Genomic DNA, 22,902 nt, shown 5'->3' with positions numbered 1-22,902 from the left:
ACGGCGCGCCTGCGTGTCAGCAGTGTTGTAGCAGGTCAGCAGTTGCCCGCACCGACCCACTCCTCCTCGCCGTCGGCGAAGACCTGGTGCTTCCAGATCGGCACCTCGTGTTTGAGGTCGTCGATCAGCCGGCGGGCGGCGGTGAACGCCTCACCGCGGTGGGCACAGGAGACGGCCACGATCACGGCCTTGTCGGTGACCTCCAGCCGGCCGATCCGGTGGACCGCGGCGAGCGCCCGGACCGGGAAGTCCGCGACGATCTTCTCGGCGATCCGGCGCATCTCCGCCTCGGCCGTGGGGTGGCAGCTGTACTCCAGCGCGGCGACCGACTTGCCGCCGTCGTGGTCACGGACCGTCCCGACGAAGACGGTCGTACCGCCGGCCGCGTCGTCGCCGACCGCCTCGTACACCTCGTCGAGCGAGAGCGGGGTGTCGCGGATGGCGAGCAGGCGGATGGGGTCGTGGTTCTCGGACATGACCCCATGATTCCCCATCCCGAGTGGTTTCGGGCAAGGGGCTTCCGTATCACGATTGCGAAATTTCGCATCGTGAGAAAGTGGCGTTGGTCAGCCCATGGCGCCGGGGCCAGAGGCGTGCGGGCAGGCCCGGACGCCACGCTCCCGGGATTCCCGCCGCCCCGGCGGTCTCAGAAGCGGCGCCGCTTGCGCGCCCGGCGGACCAGCGCCGCCGTACCGACCAGCGCCACCGTCGCCCCGGCCGCGCCCAGGCTGGTGGCGGCCTCCTTGCCGCCCAGCCGCCGCCCGGCCACCGCGTGCTTGCCGGAGACCTGCGCCAGCAGCTCGGCCAGCACCTGCTCGTTGGTGTAGGCCGGCCGCCAGCCCGCCTCGTGCAGCCGGCTGCCGGAGACCACCCACGGGTACATGGTGTACGCGAGGTCCCCCGCCGGGGCCGGGGTCAGGCCGAGGCGGTGCAGCCGGGCCGCGGTGCCCAGCGCCAGCGAGGCCGGCAGCTCCATCCGCCGGATTCCCGACAGGCGCTCCACGTCCTCCTGCTCCAGCCAGCCGTCGCAGCCGACCGTCACCTCGCCCTCGACCAGGCCCAGCGCCGCGTACTCCAGCGCCGCCGCCAGGTCGTCCACGTGGCAGAACTGCCAGCACGGCCGGGAGCCGGCCACCACCAGCAGCCGCGGCGCCTCGAAGTGCCGGGTCAGCACGGTGTCGATGCCCGGCCCGACCACCACGGCAGGACGCAGCACCGTCACCTGGAGCCCCGGGTGGGCGCGCGGGGCCCGCCGGGCCAGGCGCTCGATCTCCAGCAGGTCCCCGACCAGCGAGGCCTCCTCGGTGGCCCGCAGCTCCGAGTCCTCGGCCAGCGGCACCTCGTTGTCGGCCAGCGCGCCGTAGACCATCGCCGAGGTGCAGAGCACCACCCGGTTCACGCCGGCCGCCGCGGCCGCGGTCAGCACGGTCTGCGCGCCGCGCACGTTGTAGGCGCTGCGGGCGCGCGGGTCGGACTCCATGCCGAGGTCCATCGCCAGGTGGACGACCACGTCCACCCCGGCGAGCCGCTCGGCCACCGCCGGGTCGCGGACGTCCAGGACGCGCCACTGCACGCCCGGCACCTCGCCCCGGCGGTCGTCGACCGCGAGGACCTTCTTCACCCCCGGCGAGGCCACGAGGCGGGCCGCGACCCGCTCACCCAGGACGCCGGCGGCGCCCGTCACTGCCACGGTCAGCGGCTTGCCGCCGTAGGCTGGAGGCGGCGACGCCGTGATGTCCGGGGCGTCCTCTCCTCCGGTCAGCCCAGAGCGAACGTCCGAAGGCGGGGAACTCACCGGCCATCCTCCACGGTTAGCTTATGTGCGTACGTACGTGTGTCACGTACGTCCATCCTGCCCGAGGCTAAGGCCCGGCGGTGCACCCGGCGCGGACCAGCCTCGCGGGAGCCGCCCACCGGCCGGGAGTCCCCCACTCCGCCGACCGCCCCGGGCGTGCAGACTTTCCCGCCACCACCCGCATGACGGCCGACCGGATCGAGGACCCCGTGAGCGACCTTCCCTTCGGATTCGGCGTTCCGCCAGAGGAGCCCGAGGACGGCAAGGCCAAGCCCGAGGACGCCAAGGGCAAGCCCGGCGAGGAGCCGGCGAAGAAGGACCAGGGCGGGGAGCAGGGCGGCCCGCAGTCCTTCGGCTTCGCCGGAAACCCGTTCGGCGCGCTGTTCGGCATGGGAATGCCCGGCGGCCCCGGTGTCCCCGGCGCGCCCGGTGGCGCCGACAACCCGTTCGCCGCGATGTTCGGCGGGCTCAACCCCAACGACCTCGGCGCCGCCTTCCAGCAGCTCGGACAGATGCTCTCCTTCGAGGGCGGCCCGGTGAACTGGGACCTCGCCAAGGACATCGCCCGCCAGACCGTCGTCGCCGAACCCGCCGAGGGCAAGTCCAAGGACCGGTCGGTCGGCGCCGCCGAGCGCTCGGCCGTCGCCGAGGCCGTCCGGCTCGCCGACCTCTGGCTGGACGGCGCCACCGAGTTCCCCTCCGGCGCCGGCACCGCCGTCGCCTGGAGCCGGGCCGAGTGGATCGAGGCCACCCTCCCGGTCTGGAAGGACCTGGTCGACCCGGTCGCCGAGCGGGTCGGCAACGCCATGGGCGGCGTGCTGCCCGAGGAGATGCAGTCCATGGCCGGCCCGCTGATGGGCATGATGCGCTCGATGGGCGGCGCCATGTTCGGCACCCAGATCGGCCAGGCGCTCGGCGCGCTCGCCGCCGAGGTGGTCGGCTCCACCGACATCGGCCTGCCGCTCGCCCCGGCCGGCAAGGCCGCGCTGCTGCCCCAGAACATCGCCGAGTTCGGCGAGGGCCTGAACGTGCCCGCCGACGAGGTCCGGCTCTACCTGGCCCTGCGCGAGGCCGCCCACCAGCGCCTCTTCGCCCACGTGCCGTGGCTGCGCGCCCACCTGTTCGGCGCCGTCGAGGCCTATGCGCGCGGCATCAAGGTCGACACCTCCCGGATGGAGGAGCTGGCCGGCCAGCTCGACCCGAGCAACCCCGAGGCACTCCAGGAGGCGCTGGCCGGCGGCCTGCTCCAGCCCGAGGACACCCCCGAGCAGAAGGCCGCGCTCGCCCGCCTGGAGACGGCGCTCGCGCTGGTCGAGGGCTGGGTCGACGCCGTCGTGCACGCCGCCGCCGAGCCGCACCTGCCGCAGGCCGGCGCGCTGCGCGAGACCGTCCGCCGCCGCCGCGCGGCCGGCGGGCCCGCCGAGCAGACCTTCGCCACCCTGGTCGGCCTGGAGCTGCGCCCGCGCCGGCTGCGCGACGCCGCCCGGCTCTGGGCGCTGCTCGCCGACGCCCGCGGCGTCGAGGGCCGCGACGACCTCTGGCAGCACCCCGACATGCTCCCCACCGCCGCCGACCTGGACGACCCGGACGCCTTCGTGCACCGGGACACGGCCGGCGGCCTGGAGGGCGGCATCGACTTCGACGCGATCGACAAGCTGCTCGGCGAGGCGGCCGCGGGCGGGGCCGCCGGTGGCGCCGGCGGCTCGAAGCCGGACCTCGCAAAGCCCGGCCCCGAGCAGAAGCCCGGCCCCGAGCAGAAGAACGACGACGAGAACGGGAAGGGCGAGCCCACCGCATGACGCTCACCGAGACGGGCGCGTCCGCCCTGCACGCGGACGCCGTCCGCACCCTGAGCCACTGGCAGCCCGCCGACCCGGACCAGGAGCAGTTGCGTCGCGACTACCTGAACCACCTGGCCGAACAGCCCGAAGGCCTGTTCCGGTCCTGCCTGCCCGCCCACATCACCGCCAGCGCGGCCGTGGTCGACCCGGCCGCCGGGCGGGTGCTGCTGACCCTGCACCCCAAGGTCGGCATGTGGCTGCAGATGGGCGGCCACTGCGAGCCCGGCGACCGGGACCTCGCCGCCGCCGCGCTGCGCGAGGCCACCGAGGAGTCCGGCATCCCGGACCTCGCCCTGCTGACCGTCGACGGCCTGCCGGTGCCGGCCAAGCTCGACCGGCACCAGGTCCGCTGCACCGGCAAGGACCGCCCGGAGAACACCCACCTGGACGTCCAGTACATCGCGGTGGCCCCGCCGGGAGCACAGGAGCTGATCAGCGAGGAGTCGCTGGACCTGCGCTGGTTCGACTACGACCGCCTGCCCGAGCTGACCGATCACTCGGTGCGCGACCTGGTCGCGCGGGCGCGGAAGCTGACCGCCTGAGATTGGTGTGAAGGCATGACGAGGGGGCGCGGACCGTCAGGTCCGTGCCCCCTTCTCGTTGCTGGGCGTTCAGCCGCAGGAGCCGGCCGGGTCGGGCTCCGGCGGGCAGCCCGCGTGCCGGGCCCCGGGGATGTGCGGCAGCCGGGCCGCCGAGACCACGCCCTCCAGGTAGCCGCGGGCCCGCTCCGTCCGCGGATAGGCCTCCAGCAGCGCCCAGAACGACGGGCCGTGGTCCGGCACCAGCAGATGGGCCAGCTCGTGCAGCAGCACGTAGTCGACGACGTACTCGGGCATGCCCTGGAGGCGGTGCGAGAGCCGGATCGTCCGCTCGCTGGGGGTGCAGGAGCCCCAGCGCGAGTTCTGGTTGGTGACCCAGCGGACCTGGACGGGCTTGGCCCGGTTGCCGAGATAGGCGGCGGACAGCTCGCGCGCCCGCGCCGCCAGCGCGTCGTCGCCCAGCACCCGCCGGCTCTCCTGGGCGGCCAGCTTCTCCAGCATCTGGGCGACCCAGCGCTGCTCCTCCGCATGCGACATCCGGGCCGGGATCAGCACGATGGTGCGGTCTCCCTCGCGGTACGCGGAGACCGTCCGGCTGCGGCGGGCGCTGCGGCGGACCTCGACCCGCGAGCGGTCGAGGTGCGGCTTCTCGCCACGGCTCTCCGCAGCCCCCTCCACCCGCGGAGGGGGCTGCGGTGGTTCCGAGGACGTCGGCCGCTGGTCCGGGCGCCCGCGCGTGCTCGGCGCCGCCACCTGCGACCCGGACGCTGCACGGGCACGCCGACGCGACGCCGGGGGATGGGAGTCCCGTTCGGCTGCCATGGCACACGACGTTACCCGGTAGCACTGGCAGAAGTCCGCTGCCATGGCCGAAATCTTTCGTGGAGTGATCGGGAACGAAAGGCCGACAGAAGGTGTCCGGAATCCGACCCTGGCCCGGACGGAAAGTTATCCACAAGGGGTGCGAACAGATCATCCGATCATGGGGCTGCGCCTGTGGACAACGCACCGCACGATGTCCGGCCGATCGGGCATGCTGCCGTCGGCCGTCCGGAAACGATCGGAAGGAAAACTGCCGTGCGCCTTCTGCTGAAGCCCGCCCTCTCCCGCAGCTGGCGGGACTCCGAGACCTTGCAGTTCGGTACCGTCCAGCGCTTCGCCGGGGTGCTCGAACACGCCGACAAGACCCTCTGCGACTTCCTCGGGCTGCTCGACGGGACGCACGACCGGCCCTCGCTGCTGGAGGCCGGCGAACGGGTCGGCCTCGGGCGCGAGCCCGCCGAGACGCTGCTCGACACGCTGGAGCAGACCGGGCTGCTCGACGACGCCGACGCCACCGGCGCCGCACTGGCCCGCTTCCCCCAGCCACTGCGCGAGCTGCTCGGGCCCGACCTCGCCTCGCTCTCCCTGGTCCACTCCGGGCCCGGCGCCGGGCCCGCCGTCCTCGCCCGGCGGGCCGACCGGCGGATCGAGGTCCGCGGCGCCGGCCGGGTCGGGGCCGCGATCGCCGCCGTCCTCGCGGCGGGCGGCGCGGGTACGGTCAGGGTCACGGACAGCGGCCGGGTCAGCCCCGGCGACTGCTCCCCCGCCGGGCTCCCGCCCTCCGACGTCGGGCGGCTGCGCACCACCGCCGCCGGTGAGGCCGTCCACCGGGCCTCCGGCCGTCGGCTCGTGCCGAACGCGCGCCGCTGCCGGGAGCAGCGGCCGCCCGACCTCGTGGTGCTGGCACCCCGGGACGGCAGCGGCGCCTTCGCCGGCGGCACGTACGCGGCCAAGGAGCTGCTGCGCTCCGGGATCCCGCACCTGTACGTCGGGGTGGTGGAGGAGATCGGTGTGGTCGGCCCGCTGGTGCTCCCCGGCGCCTCGGCCTGCGGCCACTGCCTGGTGCTGGCGCGGGAGGACGAGGACGCCGCCTGGCCCCGGGTGCTCGCCCAGCTCGCGGACGACGGCCCCGGCCGGGCCCGCACCCCGGCCGGCGACACCGCCCTCGCCACCACCGTCGCCGGCCTCGCCGCCCTCCACGTCCAGCTCCACCTCGACGGCATCCGGCCCCCGAGCGTGGACGGCTGGTGCGAGGTCTCGGCCGCGGACGGGATGAGCCGCCGTCTGCGGCTGAAGGGGCACCCCGACTGCGGCTGCCTCTGGCAGCCGCTGCCACCGGGGTGAGGCGGAGCCAACCGGCCGACCGCGTGGATCGGTTGGGAGCCTTGCCGTCAGGTGGTGTACCCGCCGTCCACCGCGAGGGCGGTGCCGGTGACGTAGCGGCCGCCGCGCCCCGCCAGGTAGGCCACCGCGGCGGCGACGTCCTCGGCCTCGCCGTACCGCCCCAGGGCGGTGAGGGAACGCTGGAAGCCGGTGCTCTCGCCGTCGGCCGGGTTCATGCCGGTGTCGATCGGGCCCGGGTCCACGATGGTGGCGGTGATCCCGAGCGGCCCCAGCTCCCGGGCAAGCCCCCTGGTCAGCCCGACGAGCGCGGATTTGGCCATCGCCTGCAGGACGAAGTTCGAGCCGGGGACACGCCCGTTGAAGCACGAGCCGATGCTGATGATCCGCCCGCCGTCGCCCATGTGCCGGGCGGCGGCCTGGGCCGCCAGGAACACGGACCGGACGTCCACGGCGAGCACCCGGTCCAGTTCCGCGGCGGACACCTCGGCGAGCGGGCCGTAGGTGAGGAAGCCCGCGTTGTTCACCAGGATGTCGATGCGGCCCAGCTTCCGTACCGTCTGCTCCACCGCCTGCGCCGCGGCGTCAGGATGGGCCAGGTCGGCCTGGATGACCGCGGCCCTCCCCCCGCCGGCCTCGATCCGCCCGGCGACCTCGCGCGCCTGGTCCGCCGCCCGGACGTAGGTCAGCGCGACCGCCGCCCCCTCCTCGGCCAGCCGCTTTGCTATCGCCGCACCGATCCCGCGGCTGCCCCCGGTCACCAGTGCCACCTTGCCGGTCAGGTCGCTCATCGCCGTCTCCTTCATAGCCGGTGTGCTCGTCATGCCGGCATGGTAGAAGTTGACATCAGCGTCAGATTCAAGTCGTCATACGGGGGCGAGGAATGCGGATCGGTGAGCTGGCCCGACGCAGCGGGGTGAGCGAGCGTTCCCTGCGCTACTACGAGACGCAGGGACTGCTGCGTGCGGAGCGCACCCCCGGCGGCCACCGGGACTACGGCGACTGGGCGGTCGACCGCGTCGTACGCATCCAGACGCTCTACGCCGCAGGCCTGAACAGCAGGAAGATCGCCCAACTGCTGCCCTGCATGAGGGATGCGGACGGCCGGCCGAACGAGATCGCCACTCCGGAGCTGGTCGACGAGCTCACCGCGGAGCGCGACCGCATCAACCGCATGATCACCGATCTGGTGCGCTCCCGCGACGTCCTGGACGAGGTGATCGACACGGCGTCGGAGAGCACGACCACCGGCCGCCCGGCCCCGCTCGCGCGTCAGGGCTGAGGGCCCCGACGGGGAGGAGCGGCCCGACCCCTCAACCGGCGGGCGGGCGCCCCTTGGTGTTGCCCGGTCAACCGTGCGGGCGACACCGGCACGCCGGGGGCACGGCCCCCGGCCCCCGGCCCCCGGCCCCCGGCCCCCGGCCAGAACCTAGGAGTTCGCCACCGGCCGGTAGGTGCAGATGTTGACGCCGGTCTTGCTGGTGATGGTGGAGACCAGTTCGAGGGTGCGGAGCGTGCCGTCGGCCGGGAAGATCGTCTTTCCGCCGCCGAGGACGACCGGCATGATCATGAGGCGCAGCTCGTCGAACAGGCCCTCGCTCAGCAGGGTGCGCACGAGGGTGGGGCTGCCCATGACCGACAGGTCACCGCCGGCGGTCGCACGCAGCTCGCGGATCCGCTCGACGGCCTCGTCGCCGGCGATGCGGGTGGTGTTGCTCCAGCTCAGCTCGGAGTCGGCGAGCGTTCCGGTCACCACGTACTTGCGAATGGCGTTCATCTGGTCGGCGAACGGGTCGCCGGCCCGCTCGGGCCAGGCGCCGGCCATGGTCTGCCAGGTGCGGCGGCCGAACAGCAGGGCCTCGGTGCCGGCCATCGCCTCGCCGATGACACCGCCCATCACCTCCGGGTCGAAGAACTGGTGGGTCCAACCGCCGTGGGCGAAGCCGCCGTCGGTGTCCTCCTGCGGGCCGCCGGGCGCCTGCACGACGCCGTCGAGGCTGATGAACTCGCTGATCACGATGCGCATGGGGGGCTCGCTTCTCTCTCGCTTCGGACTTACGGCAATGAAGACCGTCGCGCCGCCCGGAAATCATCGCTCCCACCGGACTTCTTTCTGGTGACCTGGATCACATGGCGGCGCATTGGGCGGACCACCCGCGGCAACGGCCTGGTCGGGGCTGCGCCGGCCACCCCTGGACGGGGTGAACCGGGCTGCCACCGGGCCGTCGGCGACGCCTTCGACGGCGGGCGCTCACGGCGGTGTGGGACGCGGCCCCGGCCGGGAGCAGGCCGGCCCCGGCCGATGACGGGCACCGACGCCGGGCCGCCCGGGCCGGCGGGCCGCGCCGAACGGGTCAGGAAATGCGGCCGGGACCGGCGTGACGAACGGGCACAATGGCGTAGTGACGGTCGGCCCCCGACGGCGGGGTGCCGACGGCGTGTGAATTGGAGACCCGGGTGAGCGATCTTCCGCGCAAGGCAGTGACCCGCACGGCACGACTCGCCGCCCTGCCGCTGGGGATCGCCGGCCGGGCCACGCTCGGGCTGGGCAGGCGGATCGGGGGGCGCTCGGCGGACGTGGTGACGGCCGAGCTCCAGCAGGCCACCGCGGACCAGCTGTTCAAGGTCCTGGGCGAGCTCAAGGGCGGGGCGATGAAGTTCGGGCAGGTGCTGTCCGTCTTCGAGGCCGCACTGCCGGAGGAGGTCGCCGGGCCGTACCGGGCCGCGCTGACCAAGCTGCAGGACGCCGCTCCCCCGATGCCCGCGGCCAAGGTGCACACGGCGCTCACCCAGCGGCTGGGCGAGAACTGGCGCGAGCTGTTCCGGGAGTTCGACGACCGGCCGGCCGCCGCCGCGTCGATCGGCCAGGTGCACCGGGCGATCTGGCACGACGGCCGCGAGGTAGCGGTCAAGGTCCAGTACCCGGGCGCGGGCGACGCGCTGCTGGCGGACCTCTCCCAGCTGAGCCGGGTGGCCTGGCTGCTCGGCCCGCTCATCCCTGGTCTGGACATCAAGCCGCTGATCATCGAGCTGCGCGAGCGCGTCTCGGAGGAGCTGGACTACGAGCTGGAGGCGCAGGCCCAGCGCCGGCACGCCGAGGAGTTCGCGGGCGATCCGGACATCGCGGTGCCCGGCGTGGTGGCGCAGGCCGACCAGGTGCTGGTCACCGAGTGGATGGACGGCACCCCGCTGGCCGAGGTGATCGCGGACGGCACCCAGGAGGAGCGCGACCGGGCCGGGCAGTTGCTGGCCCGCTTCCTCTTCGCGGGTCCGTCGCGGACCGGCCTGCTCCACGCCGACCCGCACCCGGGCAACTTCCGCCTGCTGAAGGACGACGGACCGGCGTCCGGCTGGCGGCTCGGCGTGCTGGACTTCGGCACCGTCGACCGGCTGCCGGGCGGGCTGCCCGCGCCGATCGGGGCCTCACTGCGGATGGCGCTGGCGGGTGACGCGGCGGGCGTGCTGGAGATGCTGCGCGAGGAGGGCTTCGTCAAGCCCTCGATCGAGCTGGACCCGGACGCGGTGCTGGACTACCTGGTGCCGATCATCGAGCCGGCCGCGGTGGACACCTTCCACTTCACCCGGACGTGGATGCGGGCCCAGGCGGCCCGGATCGCCGATCCGCGCTCGCCCGCCTACAACCTGGGCAAGCAGCTCAACCTGCCCCCGGCGTACCTGCTGATCCACCGGGTCACCCTGAGCACCATCGGGGTGCTCTGCCAGCTCGGCGCCAACGCACCCTTCCGGGCGGAGATGCTGCGGTGGCTGCCGGAGTTCGCGGAGCAGCCCGCCGGGCAGGCGCAGCCCGCGTCGCCGAGGAAGCGCGCCACGGCCAGGAAGAGCGAGCCGGCGAAGAAGGGCTGAGCCGGGCCCCAACGGCCGCAGGCCGCTCCCCGGATGGGGGGCGGCCTGCGGCACGACGGGGGTGAAGCGGTACTGCGCCGGCGCCTACATCAGCGCGACGGCGATGGCCTTGCGGGCCCGCAGCGAGGCCCGCTCGGCCTTCTGCCTGAGCCGCTGGGCCTTGGCGACCCGGGAGACGAGCCGTTCGTGCTCGGCCTCCTGGAGGCGCTCTTGCATATGCGCCCGGGCCAGGGATTCGTGGAGAAGTTGCATTTCGAGGGTCCTGTTCTGGATCTGAAGTTCGTTGGTCTGCTCGGCGCGGACGGTCGGATCGATGGCGGCGGCGGTCATGTGGTGGTCCTGCTCGTGGTGCGACGTGGGGAAGTGGACGGTGCGGGCTGCGTCAGCCTTGGCGGCGGCGGTTCGCACGGAGCGGCGAAGGACGCTGTCCAGCGGGGGCTGCTCTCCCCGGCGGACGGCCTTGGCTCCGAGCACGGGGTTCACGCCGCGACCTCGGTCTTGCGCGGACGGCCACGCGGCCGCTTGCGGGCCACGACGACGCCCTGGACGAAGAGCTCGCCACCCCAGACGCCCCACGGCTCGCGCCGCTCCAGCGCGCCGGCCAGGCAGGCCTCCTTGACCGGGCAGGTGCCGCAGAGGGACTTCGCGTACTCGACGTCGGCGGGCGTCTCGGCGAAGAAGACCTCCGGGTCGAAGGCGCGGCACGGGATGGGAAGACCGAGCGCCTCGGCCTGGTCGATCGAGGTGAGCTGCATCAGGGATACCTCCGGGGGGTCGGCCTGGTCGGCCTTGGTGGTCTGGTCTGTCGGCGGTACGGACGGGATGGGCGGCGTGATGACCGTGGACACTGTGGGCGTCTTCCTCGTCTTTTCAGTGGGTCCGGCTCAGCTGGCTGGTGGGGCTGGGCCGGAGGCCCCGGGGGGCCTGGGTGGTCTTGCGTACCGGACAAAACAGAAGGGCCGCGGATCCCGGTGTGACGGGTTCCGCGGCCCTGGAGGTGCCGACCTGAGGCTGACTCAGGTTCGTTCTCTCCAGGGTTCAGGCCCGCGGAAGGCCCGCATCCGGATGGCCGTGGCGCCCGTAAAGGCGGCCATGGCCTGCTTGTTGATCTGCTGCTCGTTCTGCTTCTGGGCGTTTCCGGCACCGATGACCTGCGCATAGCCGCCATGAATGGCGGCGGCTACGGCCGCCTTCGGTGCCTTGGTCGGTCGCTCATCACGCAGGGAGCGCGACGTGCCGACCGACGCCCAGTCACGGGACAGACCGGTCTCGACAGAGGTGCCGTCGATACCGCCCCTGAGGCCCGTGCTGCAGAGATCAGTGTGTCCAAGACCACTGACAGCGGAGCCGAGGGAAGCGGGGACGACGGAGACACCGGTGGCGTCGAGACCCAGACCGGTTCCGCCCAGTTCGGCGAGGGCCCGCAGGCGGGCGGCACGCAGGGAGGCAGCGACGACGGTCTGGCCAGTCAGTTTGGTGATCATGATGGTTTCCACTGTCTTCGCCTCCTCTCGGCGTCTCGCGGAGCCTGGTCTCCCGGGCTCCGAACTGTTCGGATGTCTGTCTCGGTGGTGCAGGTGAAGCGTGGTGCAGATGAAGCTGAATGGTGCGGTGCACGCTGTTAGGCGCAGGAGAACACGGCACAGGCGTCACCCCGTGCGATCGCGTCCCCTTGACCGCTCCGGCAGGCTATTGCGCTCCCGGTACAGCGCGCAAACTATTTTTCCGGCGAGTTCCCCGACGAGTTCCGAAGCGCCTCGAAGCGCCTGCTCCCAACGCCCCGGACCGGCTCAGGCCGGTTCGCCCGGATCGCCGTCCTCGACGTCGACCGGATCCTCCTCGGGCTCCTCCCCCGCACACAACGACAGCACGGCGGCCCCGTACTTGTCCAGCTTCATGGCGCCGACCCCCGAGATCACCGCCAGCTCCTGCCGGGTCGAGGGAACGTCCTCGGCGATCGCCATGAGCGTCGCGTCGGTGAAGACGACGTAGGCCGGCGCGCCCTGCTTCTTCGCCTGCCCGGCCCGCCACTCGCGCAGCCGCTCGTACAGCGCCTCGTCCATCGAGGACGGGCAGCTCTCGCAGCGCCGCAGCTTGCGCTCGACCGCCTCGGTGAGCACCCGCTCGCAGACCCGGCACTTGACCGGCCCGCGGACCCGCCGCCCGGCGGAGCGCTCGCCCGGCTCGACGCCGCCGCGCCCGCCCCGGCTCCCGCCGCGTGCCCCCGGCGCGCCGGAGCCCGGCCGCAGGCCGTCCAGGAAGCGGGTGGGCTTGCGGCTGGCCCGGCCGCCCGGGGAGCGGGAGAGCGCCCAGGAGAGCGAGAGGTGCTTGCGGGCGCGGGTGACGCCGACGTACAGCAGCCGGCGCTCCTCCTCGACCTGCTCGTCGGTCTTGGCGTAGATGATCGGCATGGTGCCCTCGGTGAGGCCGACCAGGAAGACGGCGTCCCACTCCAGGCCCTTGGCGGCGTGCAGCGAGGCCAGCGTGACGCCCTCGACGGCGGGGGCGTGCTGGGCGGCGGCGCGGGCGTCCAGCTCGGCGACGTACGCGGCGAGGTCGGCGCTCTCCCCGGCCGCGGTCCGGGTGCGCTCGAACTCCTCGGCGAGCCGGACCAGCGCGGCCAGCGACTCCCAGCGCTCGCGCACCGCGCCGGAGCCGGCCGGCGGCTCGGGGGTGAAGCCCCGGGTGGCGAGCACCGCGCGGACCTGCGCGGCGAGGCCGGGGGCGCCGTCGGTGAGCGGGTCGGAGCCGGCCCGGGCGGCGCCCCGCAGCAGCACCCCGGCGTCGCGCACCTCGGGCCGCTCGAAGAACCGCTCGGCGCCCTTGAGCTGGTAGGAGACGCCGACGTCGGCGAGCGCCTGCTCGTAGACCTCGGACTGGCCGTTGGTGCGGAACAGCACGGCGACCTCGCTGGCCCGCACGCCGGCCGCGAGCAGCTCCTGGATCCGGCGGGCGGTGGTCTCGGCCTCGGTCGGCTCGTCCTCGTACTCGGCGTAGACCGGCTCGGGGCCGGCCTCGCGCTGGGAGATCAGTTCGAGCCGGTGCCGGGCGGCCTCGCCGCGGGCCTGGGCGAGCAGCCCGTTGGCGAGGTGGACGACCTGCGGGGTGGAGCGGTAGTCGCGGACCAGCTTGACGACCGTCGCCTCGGGGTGGCGGCTGCGGAAGTTCAGCAGGTAGTCGGGGGTGGCGCCGGTGAACGAGTAGATCGTCTGGCTGGCGTCGCCGACCACGCAGAGGCTGGCGCCGCCGCCGGGGCCGGTCCACCGGTCGAGCAGCCGCTGCTGGAGCGGCGAGACGTCCTGGTACTCGTCGACGGTGAAGTGCCGGTACTGGGCGCGCACCTGGTCGGCGATGTCCGGCCGGTCCTCCAGGATGGCGGCGGTCAGCAGCAGGACGTCCTCGAAGTCGATGACGCCGCGGCGGCTCTTGGTCTCCTCGTAGACGCGGTAGACCTGGGCGGTCTCGGCAGGGTCCCGCGGGGCCTCGCGGCCGGACTTCTGGACCGCGGCGGGGTAGTCGTCGGGGCCGATCTGGGTGACCTTGGCCCACTCGATCTCGGCGGTGAGGTCGCGCAGCTCGGTGCGCTGGACCCGCAGGCCGCAGCGGCCGGCGGACTCGGCGACCAGCTGGACCTTGCGCTCCACCAGCTGCGGCACCGGCCCGCCGACGGCGCGCGGCCAGAAGTACTGGAGCTGGCGCAGGGCGGCGGAGTGGAAGGTGCGGGCCTGGACGCCCTCGGCGCCGAGCTCGCGCAGCCGGCCGCGCATCTCGCCGGCGGCGCGGGCGGTGAAGGTGACGGCGAGGACCTGGGCGGGCTGGTAGACGCCGCTGCGCACACCGTAGGCGATCCGGTGGGTGATGGCGCGCGTCTTGCCCGTGCCGGCGCCGGCGAGGACGCAGACGGGCCCCTGCAGGGCGGTGGCGACGGCCCGCTGCTCGGGGTCGAGCCCGGCGAGCACCGCGTCGGGGCCCGACGCGGCCGGGTGGCCCGCCTGGTAGCTGTCGGACGGGCTGCCGCTCAAGAGGTCTTCCTGCATGCGTTCCATCTTCTCAGCCCGGTGCGACAACCCGGGCAAAGTTGTCCACAGGTGCGGTGCGATCGCAGGATGATCGCTGCGCGGCCGGGCGTACGAGGTCCCTCTCACGCCGGGCGGCCGCGGAATGACCGATGCACGGCGGGCGTTCTCCCCGGAGACCGCACGCCCCCTTCCCTAAGGAGCCCCCTCGATGTCCGGCAGCGTCACGATGTACAGCACGACCTGGTGCGGCTACTGCAACCGGCTCAAGAGCCAGCTGGACCGTGAGGGCATCGGCTACACCGAGATCAACATCGAGGAGGACCCGTCGTCGGCGTCCTTCGTCGAGTCGGTCAACAACGGCAACCAGACGGTGCCGACGGTGCTGGTGAAGCCGGAGGGCGGCGGCGAGCAGGTCGTGATGACCAACCCGAGCCTGATGCAGGTCAAGAAGGCCCTGGCGGCCTGACCCACGGCTGACGCCGGGCCCCGGCGCACACCCGGGCCCGGGCCGGCGCCTCACGGCGCGTCGGCCCGGGCCGGGTCGACGGGTGCCGCGGGGGCGGGCAGCAGCGCACGGGCGGCGAGGTCGCCGACCCCGTAGACCAGCCGGCTGCGGTCGGCGGAGTAGCGGGTCTCGATCACCCGGACCGGCCCGCGCCGGTCGTACGTCACCCGGGTCTGGACCATCAGCGGCACCCCGGGGCCGCCCTGGAACCACTGCGCCTCCTCGGGGCCGGGCATCCGGGCCAGCAGGTGGTCGACGGCGCCGACCTCGGTGCGGCCGAGCGCGGCGAGCACCGCCTCGTCGCCGCCGTCGATCTGGTCGGGCTCCATCAGCGGGGTGCCGGCGGCGAGGCCGGCCCGGTAGTGGCTCTCCTCGATCGAGTACGGCTCGCGGTCGAGCAGCCGCAGCTGGCGGCGGACCACGATGGCCTCACCGGGCCGCAGTCCGAGCCGCTCGGCGATGTCGACCCGGGCCCGGACGATCATCATCTCGAAGTCGACGGTGAGCTCCCGGCCGGCCTCGGCGGCCTCGCCGAGGTAGACGGTGGTGGGTGCGGCCAGGCAGTCCCGCGGCCCGCCGTGGGGGTCGCGCGGCACCGGCCGCAGGGTGGGGCCGTAGGCGCGGTGGTCCAGGACGGGGTGCTCCCGCAGGTAGGTGCCCTTGCCCTGGAGCCGGACCAGCCGGCCCTCGTTGACCAGGACGTCGACGGCCAGCCGGACGGTGTTGCGGGCCACTCCGTACTGGCGCTCCAGTTCGCTCTCGACGGGCAGCGCGGCCTGCGCGGTGAACTCGCCCTCGGCGATCCGGCGGCGCAGGTCGGCGGCGAGACGCTGGTATTTGGGGGATTGGGCGGTGCCCCGTGGGATTGTCACCCGAGTGAATGTAGCGAGCACGGTGACACCGTTTCAGCCGATTCGGTCAATGTCGGCGCGCATAGGCCGCGGCCGTCCCCGGGGCGCCGACGGCGGACCGGGCCCGGGCGGGGGAGAAGCGCCGGGACAGGGCCCCTCCGGATACGAACATCAGAGCGCCCGGCCTGCGGGAAATCGGTGGTGGCCACCCGTTCAGCCGAGGAGGACCCCTCTGAAGTCGAAGTGAAAGAGGGCATGAAAGAGAAATGGGGGCGCACGGCAATATGCCGCACGCCCCCATTGGACGGAATTACCAGCGCGCCGCCGACGGCAGCGGACCGCCGTACCAGAGTTCGACCAGGTGACGGGCGATCGAAATCCCCGACGGCGGCAGGATCTCGCCCGCCGCCATCCCGGCCTTCAGCTCCTCCCGGGAGAACCAGCGGGCCTCCGCCAGCTCCTCGCCGTCCACCGTGATCGCCGTGCCGTCCGGGTGGGCCTTGCCCATGAAGCCGAGCATCAGGCTGGACGGGAACGGCCACGGCTGGCTGGCCACGTAGGACACCTCGGCGACCCGCACGCCGGCCTCCTCGAACACCTCGCGGACCACCGCCTGCTCGATCGACTCACCCGGCTCGACGAAGCCGGCCAGGGTCGACCAGCGCCCCTCGGGCCAGAGCGCCTGGCGCCCGAGCAGGCAGCGGTCCTGCTCGTCGGTGATCATCATGATCACCGCCGGGTCGGTGCGCGGGTAGTGCTCGGCCGCGCAGGAGGTGCAGCGCCGCACGTGGCCGGCCCCGGCCTTCTCGGTCGGGTGCCCGCAGCGCGAGCAGAAGCTGTGCAGCCGGTGCCAGTGCTCCAGCGCGACGGCGTGCACCAGCAGCCCGGCGTCCCGGTCGGAGAGCAGTGCTCCGACCTCGCGCAGCCCGGCCGGACGGGCGTCGCCGTCCAGCCGCCCGGGCAGGCTCTCGCCGGCCAGCGCGAAGTACGAGACGCCGTCCTCGTCGGTGCCCAGGAAGTAGCGGTCCCCGGTCTGCGGCGCCTCGAAGGAGGGCAGCAGGACCAGCTCGGTGCCGCTCCCGGTGTCCACCACGAACGCCTCGCCGCCGGCGATCGGCAGCACCTGGGTGCTCGGGTGGCTCCAGGCGGCCGCCAGCCACGGCTCGTCGAACCGGTGCTGGGCCGCCCGGTCGACCCCGGCCCGGGCCAGTGCCAGGTTGCTCGGGCGTTCGGTCTCAGGCACGGTGCTCACTTCGTTCCATCCCCACGTGATGAGTCGTCTGGATCGGTGGTCTGCCCGCCGGGACGGGCGGGGCGCCCTCAGGCACCTTCGCCGGCATCCTCGCCGCCCGGCCGCCAGTTCTCGGCCAGGTCGGCCCAGAGGTAGGCGGCCGTCTCCACGCCCTTGGCCAGGAGGTCCAGCTCCACCTTCTCGTTGACCGAGTGCCAGCCGTCCGAGGGCACCGAGATGCCGAGGAAGAGCACCGGAGCGCCGAGCACGTCCTGCAGGTCGGCGGCCGGGCCGGAACCGCCCTCACGGGTGAACAGGATCTTCTGCTCGAACGCCCGCCCCATCGCCCGGACGGTGGACTGCAGCGCCGGGTGGTCCAGCGGGGTCAGGCAGGGCCGGGTCGCGCCCGGGAACACCAGCTCGTACCGGATGCCCTCGGGCACCCGCTCGGCCACCCACTCCCGGACGGCCTCCCGGACCTTCTCCACCTCCTGGCCGGCGACCAGCCGGAAGGACAGCTTGAGGTGCGCGGAGGACGGCACGATGGTCTTGCCGCCGGGGCCGGTGTAACCGCCCCAGATGCCGTTGACCTCGGCGGTCGGCCGGGCCCAGATCCGCTCCAGGGTGGAGTAGCCGGCCTCGCCCAGGGTGCCGTACGACTTGGCGACCTTCAGCCACTGCGCCTCGTCGAAGGGCAGCTCGGCGAAGAGTTCGCGCTCGCGCTCGGTCAGCTCGATCACACCGTCGTAGAAGCCCGGGACCGCCACCCTGCGGTCGGCGTCGTGCAGCCCGGCCGCCAGGTCGGCCGCGACCGCCGCCGGGTTGGGGACGGCGCCGCCGAAGGAGCCGGAGTGGATGTCGGTGTCCGGACCGTAGAGGTCGATCTGGGCGTCGGCCAGGCCGCGCATGCCGGTGCAGACCGTCGGCGTGGTCTCGGACCACATGCCGGTGTCCGAGATGATCACCACGTCGGCGGCCAGCCGCCCGGCCTCCCGGCGGACCAGGTCGGCGAAGTGCGGTGAGCCGGACTCCTCCTCGCCCTCGATCAGCAGCTTGAGGTTGACGGCCGGCGCCGTCCGCCCGGTGGCGGCCAGGTGGGCGCGGACCCCGAGGGTGTGGAAGAACACCTGGCCCTTGTCGTCGGCGGCGCCGCGAGCGAACAGCTGCTTGCCGACCACCGTCGGCTCGAACGGCTCGGTCGCCCAGCCGTCCTCCTTCGCGGCGGGCTGCACGTCGTGGTGCCCGTACACCAGCACGGTCGGCGCGGACGAGTCCCCGGACGGCCACTCGGCGAACACCGCCGGCAGGCCGTCCGTCTCCCAGACCTCCGCCACCGGGAAGCCGGTCTCGCGCAGCTTCGCGGCCAGCCACTCGGCGGAGCGGCGGACGTCGCCGGCCCGGCCGGGGTCGGCGGAGACCGAGGGGATGCCGAGCCAGTCGGAGAGGTCGGCCAGGAACGCGGCCTGGTGCTGGTCGATGAAGGAGCGGACGACGCTGTCCGGGGTTCTCGTCATACGGACGACTTTAGTTCGCCCATGCGGGTGCCCGCCCCGGTGGTCCGTCCACCGCTCACCGACGGGCCTGTAACGTCCGTCACCATTCGGTCAGCCGATCAGGAGTGGGTCCCGTCCCCGGTGCTGACAGGCGTCACCCCCGGCCGCACCAGGGGGCGGCCGGGGGTGACGGGACGGAGCGGTGCGTCAGCCGGAGCGGCGCAGCAGCGAGATCCGCGAGCGGGTGAGCACGGCCGCCAGCGCCACCGCGAGCAGCGGCAGGACGACGACGGTGACCCCGACGTTCAGCCACGGGAAGACGATGACGCTCCGGTCGGCCAACTGCTCGGGGGACATCCCCGGGTAGGAGACCGCCACGCCCTCCACCTTGCGCAGGGCCACCGCCGGCACGACCCCGGCGACGACGCCGAGCACGGCGCCCATCGCCGCGATCACCCCGCACTGGAAGCCGGAGAGGGTACGGCGGATCCGCGGCGCCGCCCCGACCGCCGCGAGGGTGGTCAGGTCGCGCTGCGAGTCGGCGGCGGCGAGGCCGGTGGCGATGCCGGCCGCGCCGAGCGCGACCAGGGCGGCGAAGCCGGTCAGGCCGAGGCTGACCAGGTCGTTGTTGGAGTGGTATCCGCGCTCGACGTTGAACCGGGTGCCGTCGGCGAGCTTGTCGATCGCACCCGCCGCCTTCTGCTCGGCGCTGTCGGACGGCGCCCCGGCGGGCAGCCAGACCGAGCCGGCGTCCCTGGTGCCCAGCCCGAGCCGGCGGGCGGTGTCCGGACTCATCACGGCCTGGCCGCCGGCCGGGGCCGCCGCGGTGGCCAGCACGGCGTCGACGCCGATCTCGTGGCTGGGCGCCTCGTGGTTCTCCCCCGGCTTCATGGCGGCCGGGTCCGTCGGCTCGGTCACGCGCACGATGAGCTTGCCGTCCTTGATGTACCGGGGGTCGAACACGACCGCCTTGCCCGCGGCCAGCGCCTGGCCGACGGCCGGGTCGGTCACCCCGTACAGGTTGCGCAGCAGGGTGGCATCCCCCGCGATCGCGGCGCTGAACGGGTTGACCCAGTAGGAGATGTCCTCCTTGCAGCGCGCGTCGTCCTTGCGGAGCCGGACGGCCTCCTCGAAGGGGATGGAGTCGCTGCCCTTCTCGTACAGCGGGCAGCGCAGCTCCTTCGGCATCGCGGTGCTGACGTAGCCGCAGCTGGCGCTCGTGCTGTCGCAGTCGCCCGGGAGGTCGACCCGCTGCACGTCGGCGCGGGGGCCGAGGTCGGGGATGCTGGTCTCGACGGCGCCGCGCAGCTGGGGCAACAGCTTGCCGTCGGAGGCCGAGCCCCAGCCGCTGCTGAGCGTGACCGCGCCGGCCGGGCCGGCGGCGATGTACTCCCGCCGGTTCTGCTCGTCATCGCTCGCCGTGTAGATGCCGACGGCGACGGAGCCGGCGACGGCGGCCATCACGGCGGCCACGGCGGGGGCGGTGCGCCCGCGGTGACGGACCGAGTCGCGCAGGGCGAGGCGCGGGCCGAGCGGCAGCCAGCGGCCGATCCGGCCGAACAGGCCGACCAGGTAGGGCGTCAGGGCGACCATGCCGAGTTCGGCGATCACCGAGCCGCCGAGCACGGCCATGCTGCGGTTGCCGAAGCCGCTGGTCGCGCCGAGCAGCGCGAGCGCGGCGCCGCCGGCCAGCATCACCAGACCGAGCAGGGCGAGCTTGCGGCTCGGCGGCTTGAGCGAGTCGCGGCCGGTGAGCGCGGCGACGACGTCCTGGCGGGAGGCCTGGACGGCGGGGACGACGGCCGCGAGCAGGCCGGTGACCAGGCCGATCGCCAGGACACCGAGCAGGTCGAGCGGCTGCAGGTCGAAGTGGCCGAACCGCTGTCCGGAGTAGCTCTCGGCCCGGGTGCGCAGCAGCGCGACCAGGCCGACGCCGACGGCCAGGCCGAGGGCGGCGCCGGTCACCCCGAGGACGATGCCGCCGCCGAGCACGACGGCGCGGACGTTGGCGCGGTCACCGCCGCCGGCGGCCAGCAGGCCGAGCTGCCGCCGGGAGCGCCGGGCCCCGACGGCGAAGGCGGGGCCCGCGAGGAGCACGATCTCCAGCAGCGCCATGCCGACGACGGTGGCGAGGATGACGACGGAGGTCTTGTCGAGGTACCGGGTTCCGCCGGTCTCCTGGTCCTCGTGGGCGTAGAGCGGCACCTCGGAGCGGGCCGGCGGGTCGAGCAGGACGCTGCGGGAGGCGACGGTGAAGCCGTACTTGTTGAGCTCGGTCACCTTGGGCCAGTCGATCGCCGCCCCGGACGGGAGCTTGACCATCCAGCGGCTTTCCTCCCCCAGGTTGGACCGGCCCATGCCCTTGCCCGCGCCGGGCAGCTTCATCAGCTGGTCGACCAGCGTGCCGGGGCGGGCTATCAGCCCGGTGGCCTTCAGCTCGCCGGGGTACTCGGCGACGGCGGTGATGGTGAAGGGGGTGGCCTCCAGGCCGCGCGGGGAGGTGCGGTCGCCGAGCTTGAGGCCGGAGCGGTCGAGGAAGTCCCGGGTGACGGCGGCCTCGTGGCCGGCGCTCGGGGCGCGGCCCTCGACGACGTTGATCCGGCCCTTCCAGACCGGGTCGTTGAGGTCGGCCTCGACGGTCTGCACGCTGAGCAGGCCCTCGGCGGTGCTGGTGGCGGTGTACGGGCCCTGGCGCACCGGGACGAGCGTGGAGCCGGCCGGGAGCAGCTGCTTGACGAGCTCGGCGGGCTCGGTGTCGAGGCTGCGGCGCTGCTCGGGCGTGTACGTGGGCCGGCCGTTCCCCTTCTGGGCGTCGTCGGCGCTGGTGTGCTTGAAGGCGTCGTCCGGGTCCGGTGCCTGCAGGATGACCGAGCCGCGTTCGATCATCCGGATCTCGGCGTCGGACCGGCCCATGGTGCGGACGATCCGCTCGCCGGGGTCGAGTTCGGCGCTGCGGAAGACCACGTCGGCGCCGGTGACACCGAGGACGGGCAGCGCGACCATGGCGACGACGAGGGCGCTGCGGCCCTTGGCGCGCAGGGCGTCACGGCGGGCGATACGCAGGGCGACCCGCCAGGCGCTGAGCCTCACTCCGCCACCGGGCCCATCGCGTTGGTGGCCGCGGAGACGAGCAGGCTGCCCGCGTCCTGGCTGACGCTCTCGTCGACCATGCGGCCGTCGCGCAGGAAGACGACGCGGTCGGCCCAGGCGGCGTGGCGGGGTTCGTGGGTGACCATCATGGCGGCGGCGCCGGCGTCGCAGCGGGCGCGCAGGACGGCGAGGACGGCCTCGCCGGTGGTGGAGTCGAGGGCGCCGGTGGGCTCGTCGGCGAGGACGAGGCGGCGGTCGCCGATCAGGGCGCGGGCGATGGCGACGCGCTGCTGCTGGCCGCCGGACATGTCGTCGGGGAAGCGGTCCGCGAGCTCGGGGATGCCGAGCTCCTCCAGGGCGGTGAGGGCCTCGCGGCGGGCGGCGCGGCCGGAGAGGCCGTCGAGCTCACGGGGCAGCGAGATGTTCTCGGCGGCGGTGAGCGCCGGGATGAGGTTGTAGTCCTGGAAGACGTAGCCGACCGAGCGGCGGCGGACCTCGGCGAGCTTCTTGCGGTTGAGGCCGCCGAGGGCGACGCCCTCGACCAGGACCTGGCCCTCGGTCGGGCTGTCCAGGCCGCCCGCGAGGGTCAGCAGGGTGGACTTGCCGGAGCCGGAGGGGCCCATCACGGCGACGAACTCACCGGGGTGGACCTTGAGGTCGACCCCGCGCAGCGCCTGCACCTCGGCCGCTCCCTGGCCGTGGACCCGGGTGACGTGGTCCAGGTGCAGCACCGGTTGGGTGGCGCTCCTGGTCGGATCGGTGTGGGACACGCTTCCCCCTGCTGTTCTGGGCCCGGGGCGGGTTGACCGCCGGGGCCGGTGGTTCGTGAGGTCGGGACGGGGTTCAGGCCTTGGAGCGGCGGCGCCCGATCCGGGCGGTGGGCCCGGACCGGGGCTCGGGCTCCGCCTTGCGGGCCTCGGCGGCCCTGGCCTGCTCGATCTCGGCCTGCTGGGCGAGCCTGGTCTCGCAGTGGTCGAGCCAGCGGATCTCGGCCTCGGTCTGGAAGATGAGCTGTTCGAGGACGAGCAGCCAGGCGAGGTCGGCGCCGGGGCCGGCCGGCTGGCCGGGGCCGCCGGGGCGGGTCTCGCCGGCCAGCGCCCGGCCCTTGAGCCGGGTGTAGTCCTGGAGCGCCTTGACGCTGTGGCGGCGCTGGCCCTGGACGACGGCGGGGACGTCCACCCCGGGGACGGTCACCGCCATGGCCAGCTTGATCGCCAGCTCGTCACGCGGCGGGCTGGTCCGGGGCACCGGGGTGTCGAACCAGGCCCGCAGCTCGGCGCGGCCGGCGTCGGTGACGGCGTAGAACTGGTGGCCCTCGTCGTCCTCCCCGGCGGGCTCGACCAGGCCGTCGCGCTCCAGCCGGGACAGCGTCGTGTAGACCTGGCCGACGTTGAGCGGCCAGGTGGCGCCCGTGCGCGCCTCGAACTCGGTTCTCAGCTGGTAGCCGTAGCGGGGGCCCTGGTCGAGCAGGGCGAGCAGACCGTGGCGGATCGACATACCGAGTATGTATA

The 22,902-nt window shown here is 73.8% G+C and carries 21 protein-coding genes; 6 read left to right on the top strand and 15 right to left on the bottom strand.

What is annotated here, in order from left to right; genetic code table 11:
- Positions 1–35 precede the first annotated feature (35 nt).
- Together ACZ5WK_RS08580 and ACZ5WK_RS08575 are read right to left on the bottom strand one after the other, a co-directional pair.
- Positions 36–476 (bottom strand): molybdenum cofactor biosynthesis protein MoaE, encoded by a 441-nt coding sequence (locus ACZ5WK_RS08580; RefSeq protein WP_465546257.1) that lies wholly within the window; start codon positions 474–476, stop codon positions 36–38.
- Positions 477–646: 170 nt separating this feature from the next.
- On the bottom strand, positions 647–1,795 hold the full coding sequence (locus ACZ5WK_RS08575; RefSeq protein ID WP_465546255.1) for an NAD-dependent epimerase/dehydratase family protein: 1,149 nt from the start codon (positions 1,793–1,795) through the stop codon (positions 647–649).
- Positions 1,796–2,004: 209 nt separating this feature from the next.
- On the opposite strand from ACZ5WK_RS08575, the gene ACZ5WK_RS08570 reads away from it, so the two are divergent.
- Both ACZ5WK_RS08570 and ACZ5WK_RS08565 read left to right on the top strand, forming a co-directional pair.
- Positions 2,005–3,594 carry a zinc-dependent metalloprotease gene (locus tag ACZ5WK_RS08570; RefSeq protein WP_465546253.1) on the top strand — a complete coding sequence of 530 codons (1,590 nt, stop codon included), beginning with the start codon at positions 2,005–2,007 and terminating at the stop codon, positions 3,592–3,594.
- A complete protein-coding gene (locus ACZ5WK_RS08565) occupies positions 3,591–4,178 on the top strand; it encodes an NUDIX hydrolase (protein WP_465546251.1) in 588 nt (195 codons plus the stop codon). Before ACZ5WK_RS08570 ends, ACZ5WK_RS08565 begins: the two co-directional genes overlap by 4 nt.
- 69 nt (positions 4,179–4,247) lie before the next feature.
- Here the strand turns inward: ACZ5WK_RS08565 and ACZ5WK_RS08560 are convergent, their stop codons facing one another.
- Positions 4,248–4,853: a M48 metallopeptidase family protein gene (locus ACZ5WK_RS08560; protein ID WP_465546249.1), complete on the bottom strand. Its 606-nt coding sequence runs from the start codon at positions 4,851–4,853 to the stop codon at positions 4,248–4,250.
- A 399-nt stretch (positions 4,854–5,252) separates the two neighbouring features.
- Between ACZ5WK_RS08560 and ACZ5WK_RS08555 the strand changes: the two genes are divergently transcribed.
- Positions 5,253–6,341 carry a ThiF family adenylyltransferase gene (locus ACZ5WK_RS08555; protein WP_465546247.1) on the top strand — a complete coding sequence of 363 codons (1,089 nt, stop codon included), beginning with the start codon at positions 5,253–5,255 and terminating at the stop codon, positions 6,339–6,341.
- Between the two features lie 47 nt (positions 6,342–6,388).
- Here the strand turns inward: ACZ5WK_RS08555 and ACZ5WK_RS08550 are convergent, their stop codons facing one another.
- Entirely contained in the window at positions 6,389–7,129 is a 741-nt protein-coding gene (locus ACZ5WK_RS08550; protein WP_465546586.1) for an SDR family NAD(P)-dependent oxidoreductase, read from the bottom strand.
- A 92-nt stretch (positions 7,130–7,221) separates the two neighbouring features.
- Here ACZ5WK_RS08550 and ACZ5WK_RS08545 point away from each other — a divergent pair, with 92 nt between their 5' ends.
- The gene (locus tag ACZ5WK_RS08545; RefSeq protein ID WP_465546245.1) at positions 7,222–7,620 is read left to right on the top strand and encodes a MerR family transcriptional regulator; all 399 of its coding nucleotides are present in this window, start codon (positions 7,222–7,224) and stop codon (positions 7,618–7,620) included.
- A gap of 147 nt (positions 7,621–7,767) precedes the next feature.
- Here ACZ5WK_RS08545 and ACZ5WK_RS08540 read toward each other — a convergent pair whose 3' ends face one another.
- On the bottom strand, positions 7,768–8,364 hold the full coding sequence (locus tag ACZ5WK_RS08540) for a dihydrofolate reductase family protein (RefSeq protein ID WP_465546243.1): 597 nt from the start codon (positions 8,362–8,364) through the stop codon (positions 7,768–7,770).
- A gap of 431 nt (positions 8,365–8,795) precedes the next feature.
- Between ACZ5WK_RS08540 and ACZ5WK_RS08535 the strand changes: the two genes are divergently transcribed.
- Positions 8,796–10,202, top strand: coding sequence for an ABC1 kinase family protein (locus ACZ5WK_RS08535; RefSeq protein ID WP_465546241.1), 1,407 nt, complete (start codon positions 8,796–8,798; stop codon positions 10,200–10,202).
- A gap of 84 nt (positions 10,203–10,286) precedes the next feature.
- Here ACZ5WK_RS08535 and ACZ5WK_RS08530 read toward each other — a convergent pair whose 3' ends face one another.
- The 4 genes from ACZ5WK_RS08530 to ACZ5WK_RS08515 form a co-directional block, all read right to left on the bottom strand.
- The gene (locus ACZ5WK_RS08530) at positions 10,287–10,685 is read right to left on the bottom strand and encodes a hypothetical protein (RefSeq protein ID WP_465546239.1); all 399 of its coding nucleotides are present in this window, start codon (positions 10,683–10,685) and stop codon (positions 10,287–10,289) included.
- A complete protein-coding gene (locus ACZ5WK_RS08525; protein ID WP_465546237.1) occupies positions 10,682–11,050 on the bottom strand; it encodes a WhiB family transcriptional regulator in 369 nt (122 codons plus the stop codon). The genes ACZ5WK_RS08530 and ACZ5WK_RS08525 overlap by 4 nt, the downstream gene beginning before the upstream one ends.
- 168 nt (positions 11,051–11,218) lie before the next feature.
- Positions 11,219–11,698 (bottom strand): hypothetical protein, encoded by a 480-nt coding sequence (locus tag ACZ5WK_RS08520; RefSeq protein ID WP_465546235.1) that lies wholly within the window; start codon positions 11,696–11,698, stop codon positions 11,219–11,221.
- Between the two features lie 294 nt (positions 11,699–11,992).
- Positions 11,993–14,161 (bottom strand): ATP-dependent DNA helicase UvrD2, encoded by a 2,169-nt coding sequence (locus ACZ5WK_RS08515; RefSeq protein WP_465546584.1) that lies wholly within the window; start codon positions 14,159–14,161, stop codon positions 11,993–11,995.
- Positions 14,162–14,429: 268 nt separating this feature from the next.
- On the opposite strand from ACZ5WK_RS08515, the gene ACZ5WK_RS08510 reads away from it, so the two are divergent.
- Positions 14,430–14,687 (top strand): mycoredoxin, encoded by a 258-nt coding sequence (locus ACZ5WK_RS08510; RefSeq protein WP_396320730.1) that lies wholly within the window; start codon positions 14,430–14,432, stop codon positions 14,685–14,687.
- Positions 14,688–14,737: 50 nt separating this feature from the next.
- Here ACZ5WK_RS08510 and ACZ5WK_RS08505 read toward each other — a convergent pair whose 3' ends face one another.
- The 6 genes from ACZ5WK_RS08505 to ACZ5WK_RS08480 all read right to left on the bottom strand — a co-directional run bounded on the left by ACZ5WK_RS08505 (position 14,738) and on the right by ACZ5WK_RS08480 (position 22,888).
- A complete protein-coding gene (locus ACZ5WK_RS08505) occupies positions 14,738–15,598 on the bottom strand; it encodes a GntR family transcriptional regulator (RefSeq protein WP_465546233.1) in 861 nt (286 codons plus the stop codon).
- A gap of 289 nt (positions 15,599–15,887) precedes the next feature.
- Positions 15,888–16,829 (bottom strand): NAD(+) diphosphatase, encoded by a 942-nt coding sequence (gene nudC, locus ACZ5WK_RS08500; RefSeq protein ID WP_465546231.1) that lies wholly within the window; start codon positions 16,827–16,829, stop codon positions 15,888–15,890.
- Positions 16,830–16,897: 68 nt separating this feature from the next.
- A complete protein-coding gene (locus ACZ5WK_RS08495) occupies positions 16,898–18,322 on the bottom strand; it encodes a dipeptidase (RefSeq protein WP_465546229.1) in 1,425 nt (474 codons plus the stop codon).
- 186 nt (positions 18,323–18,508) lie between these two features.
- Positions 18,509–21,391 carry an ABC transporter permease gene (locus ACZ5WK_RS08490; RefSeq protein WP_465546227.1) on the bottom strand — a complete coding sequence of 961 codons (2,883 nt, stop codon included), beginning with the start codon at positions 21,389–21,391 and terminating at the stop codon, positions 18,509–18,511.
- A complete protein-coding gene (locus tag ACZ5WK_RS08485; protein ID WP_396320725.1) occupies positions 21,388–22,161 on the bottom strand; it encodes an ABC transporter ATP-binding protein in 774 nt (257 codons plus the stop codon). The genes ACZ5WK_RS08490 and ACZ5WK_RS08485 overlap by 4 nt, the downstream gene beginning before the upstream one ends.
- Before the next feature lie 73 nt (positions 22,162–22,234).
- Positions 22,235–22,888 carry a PadR family transcriptional regulator gene (locus tag ACZ5WK_RS08480; RefSeq protein ID WP_465546225.1) on the bottom strand — a complete coding sequence of 218 codons (654 nt, stop codon included), beginning with the start codon at positions 22,886–22,888 and terminating at the stop codon, positions 22,235–22,237.
- Positions 22,889–22,902 lie beyond the last annotated feature (14 nt).

Source organism: Kitasatospora sp. NPDC032757 (assembly GCF_055579305.1).
This window is presented reverse-complemented; position numbering and strand designations above follow the sequence as displayed.

What these genes read in the sequence shown, in the direction of transcription:
- ACZ5WK_RS08580 (WP_465546257.1), bottom strand. Translation starts at nt 476, where the DNA reads ATGTCCGAGAACCACGACCCCATCCGCCTGCTCGCCATCCGCGACACC.
- ACZ5WK_RS08565 (WP_465546251.1), top strand. Translation starts at nt 3,591, where the DNA reads ATGACGCTCACCGAGACGGGCGCGTCCGCCCTGCACGCGGACGCCGTC.
- ACZ5WK_RS08550 (WP_465546586.1), bottom strand. Translation starts at nt 7,129, where the DNA reads ATGAGCGACCTGACCGGCAAGGTGGCACTGGTGACCGGGGGCAGCCGC.
- ACZ5WK_RS08545 (WP_465546245.1), top strand. Translation starts at nt 7,222, where the DNA reads ATGCGGATCGGTGAGCTGGCCCGACGCAGCGGGGTGAGCGAGCGTTCC.
- ACZ5WK_RS08540 (WP_465546243.1), bottom strand. Translation starts at nt 8,364, where the DNA reads ATGCGCATCGTGATCAGCGAGTTCATCAGCCTCGACGGCGTCGTGCAG.
- ACZ5WK_RS08510 (WP_396320730.1), top strand. Translation starts at nt 14,430, where the DNA reads ATGTCCGGCAGCGTCACGATGTACAGCACGACCTGGTGCGGCTACTGC.
- ACZ5WK_RS08495 (WP_465546229.1), bottom strand. Translation starts at nt 18,322, where the DNA reads ATGACGAGAACCCCGGACAGCGTCGTCCGCTCCTTCATCGACCAGCAC.
- ACZ5WK_RS08480 (WP_465546225.1), bottom strand. Translation starts at nt 22,888, where the DNA reads ATGTCGATCCGCCACGGTCTGCTCGCCCTGCTCGACCAGGGCCCCCGC.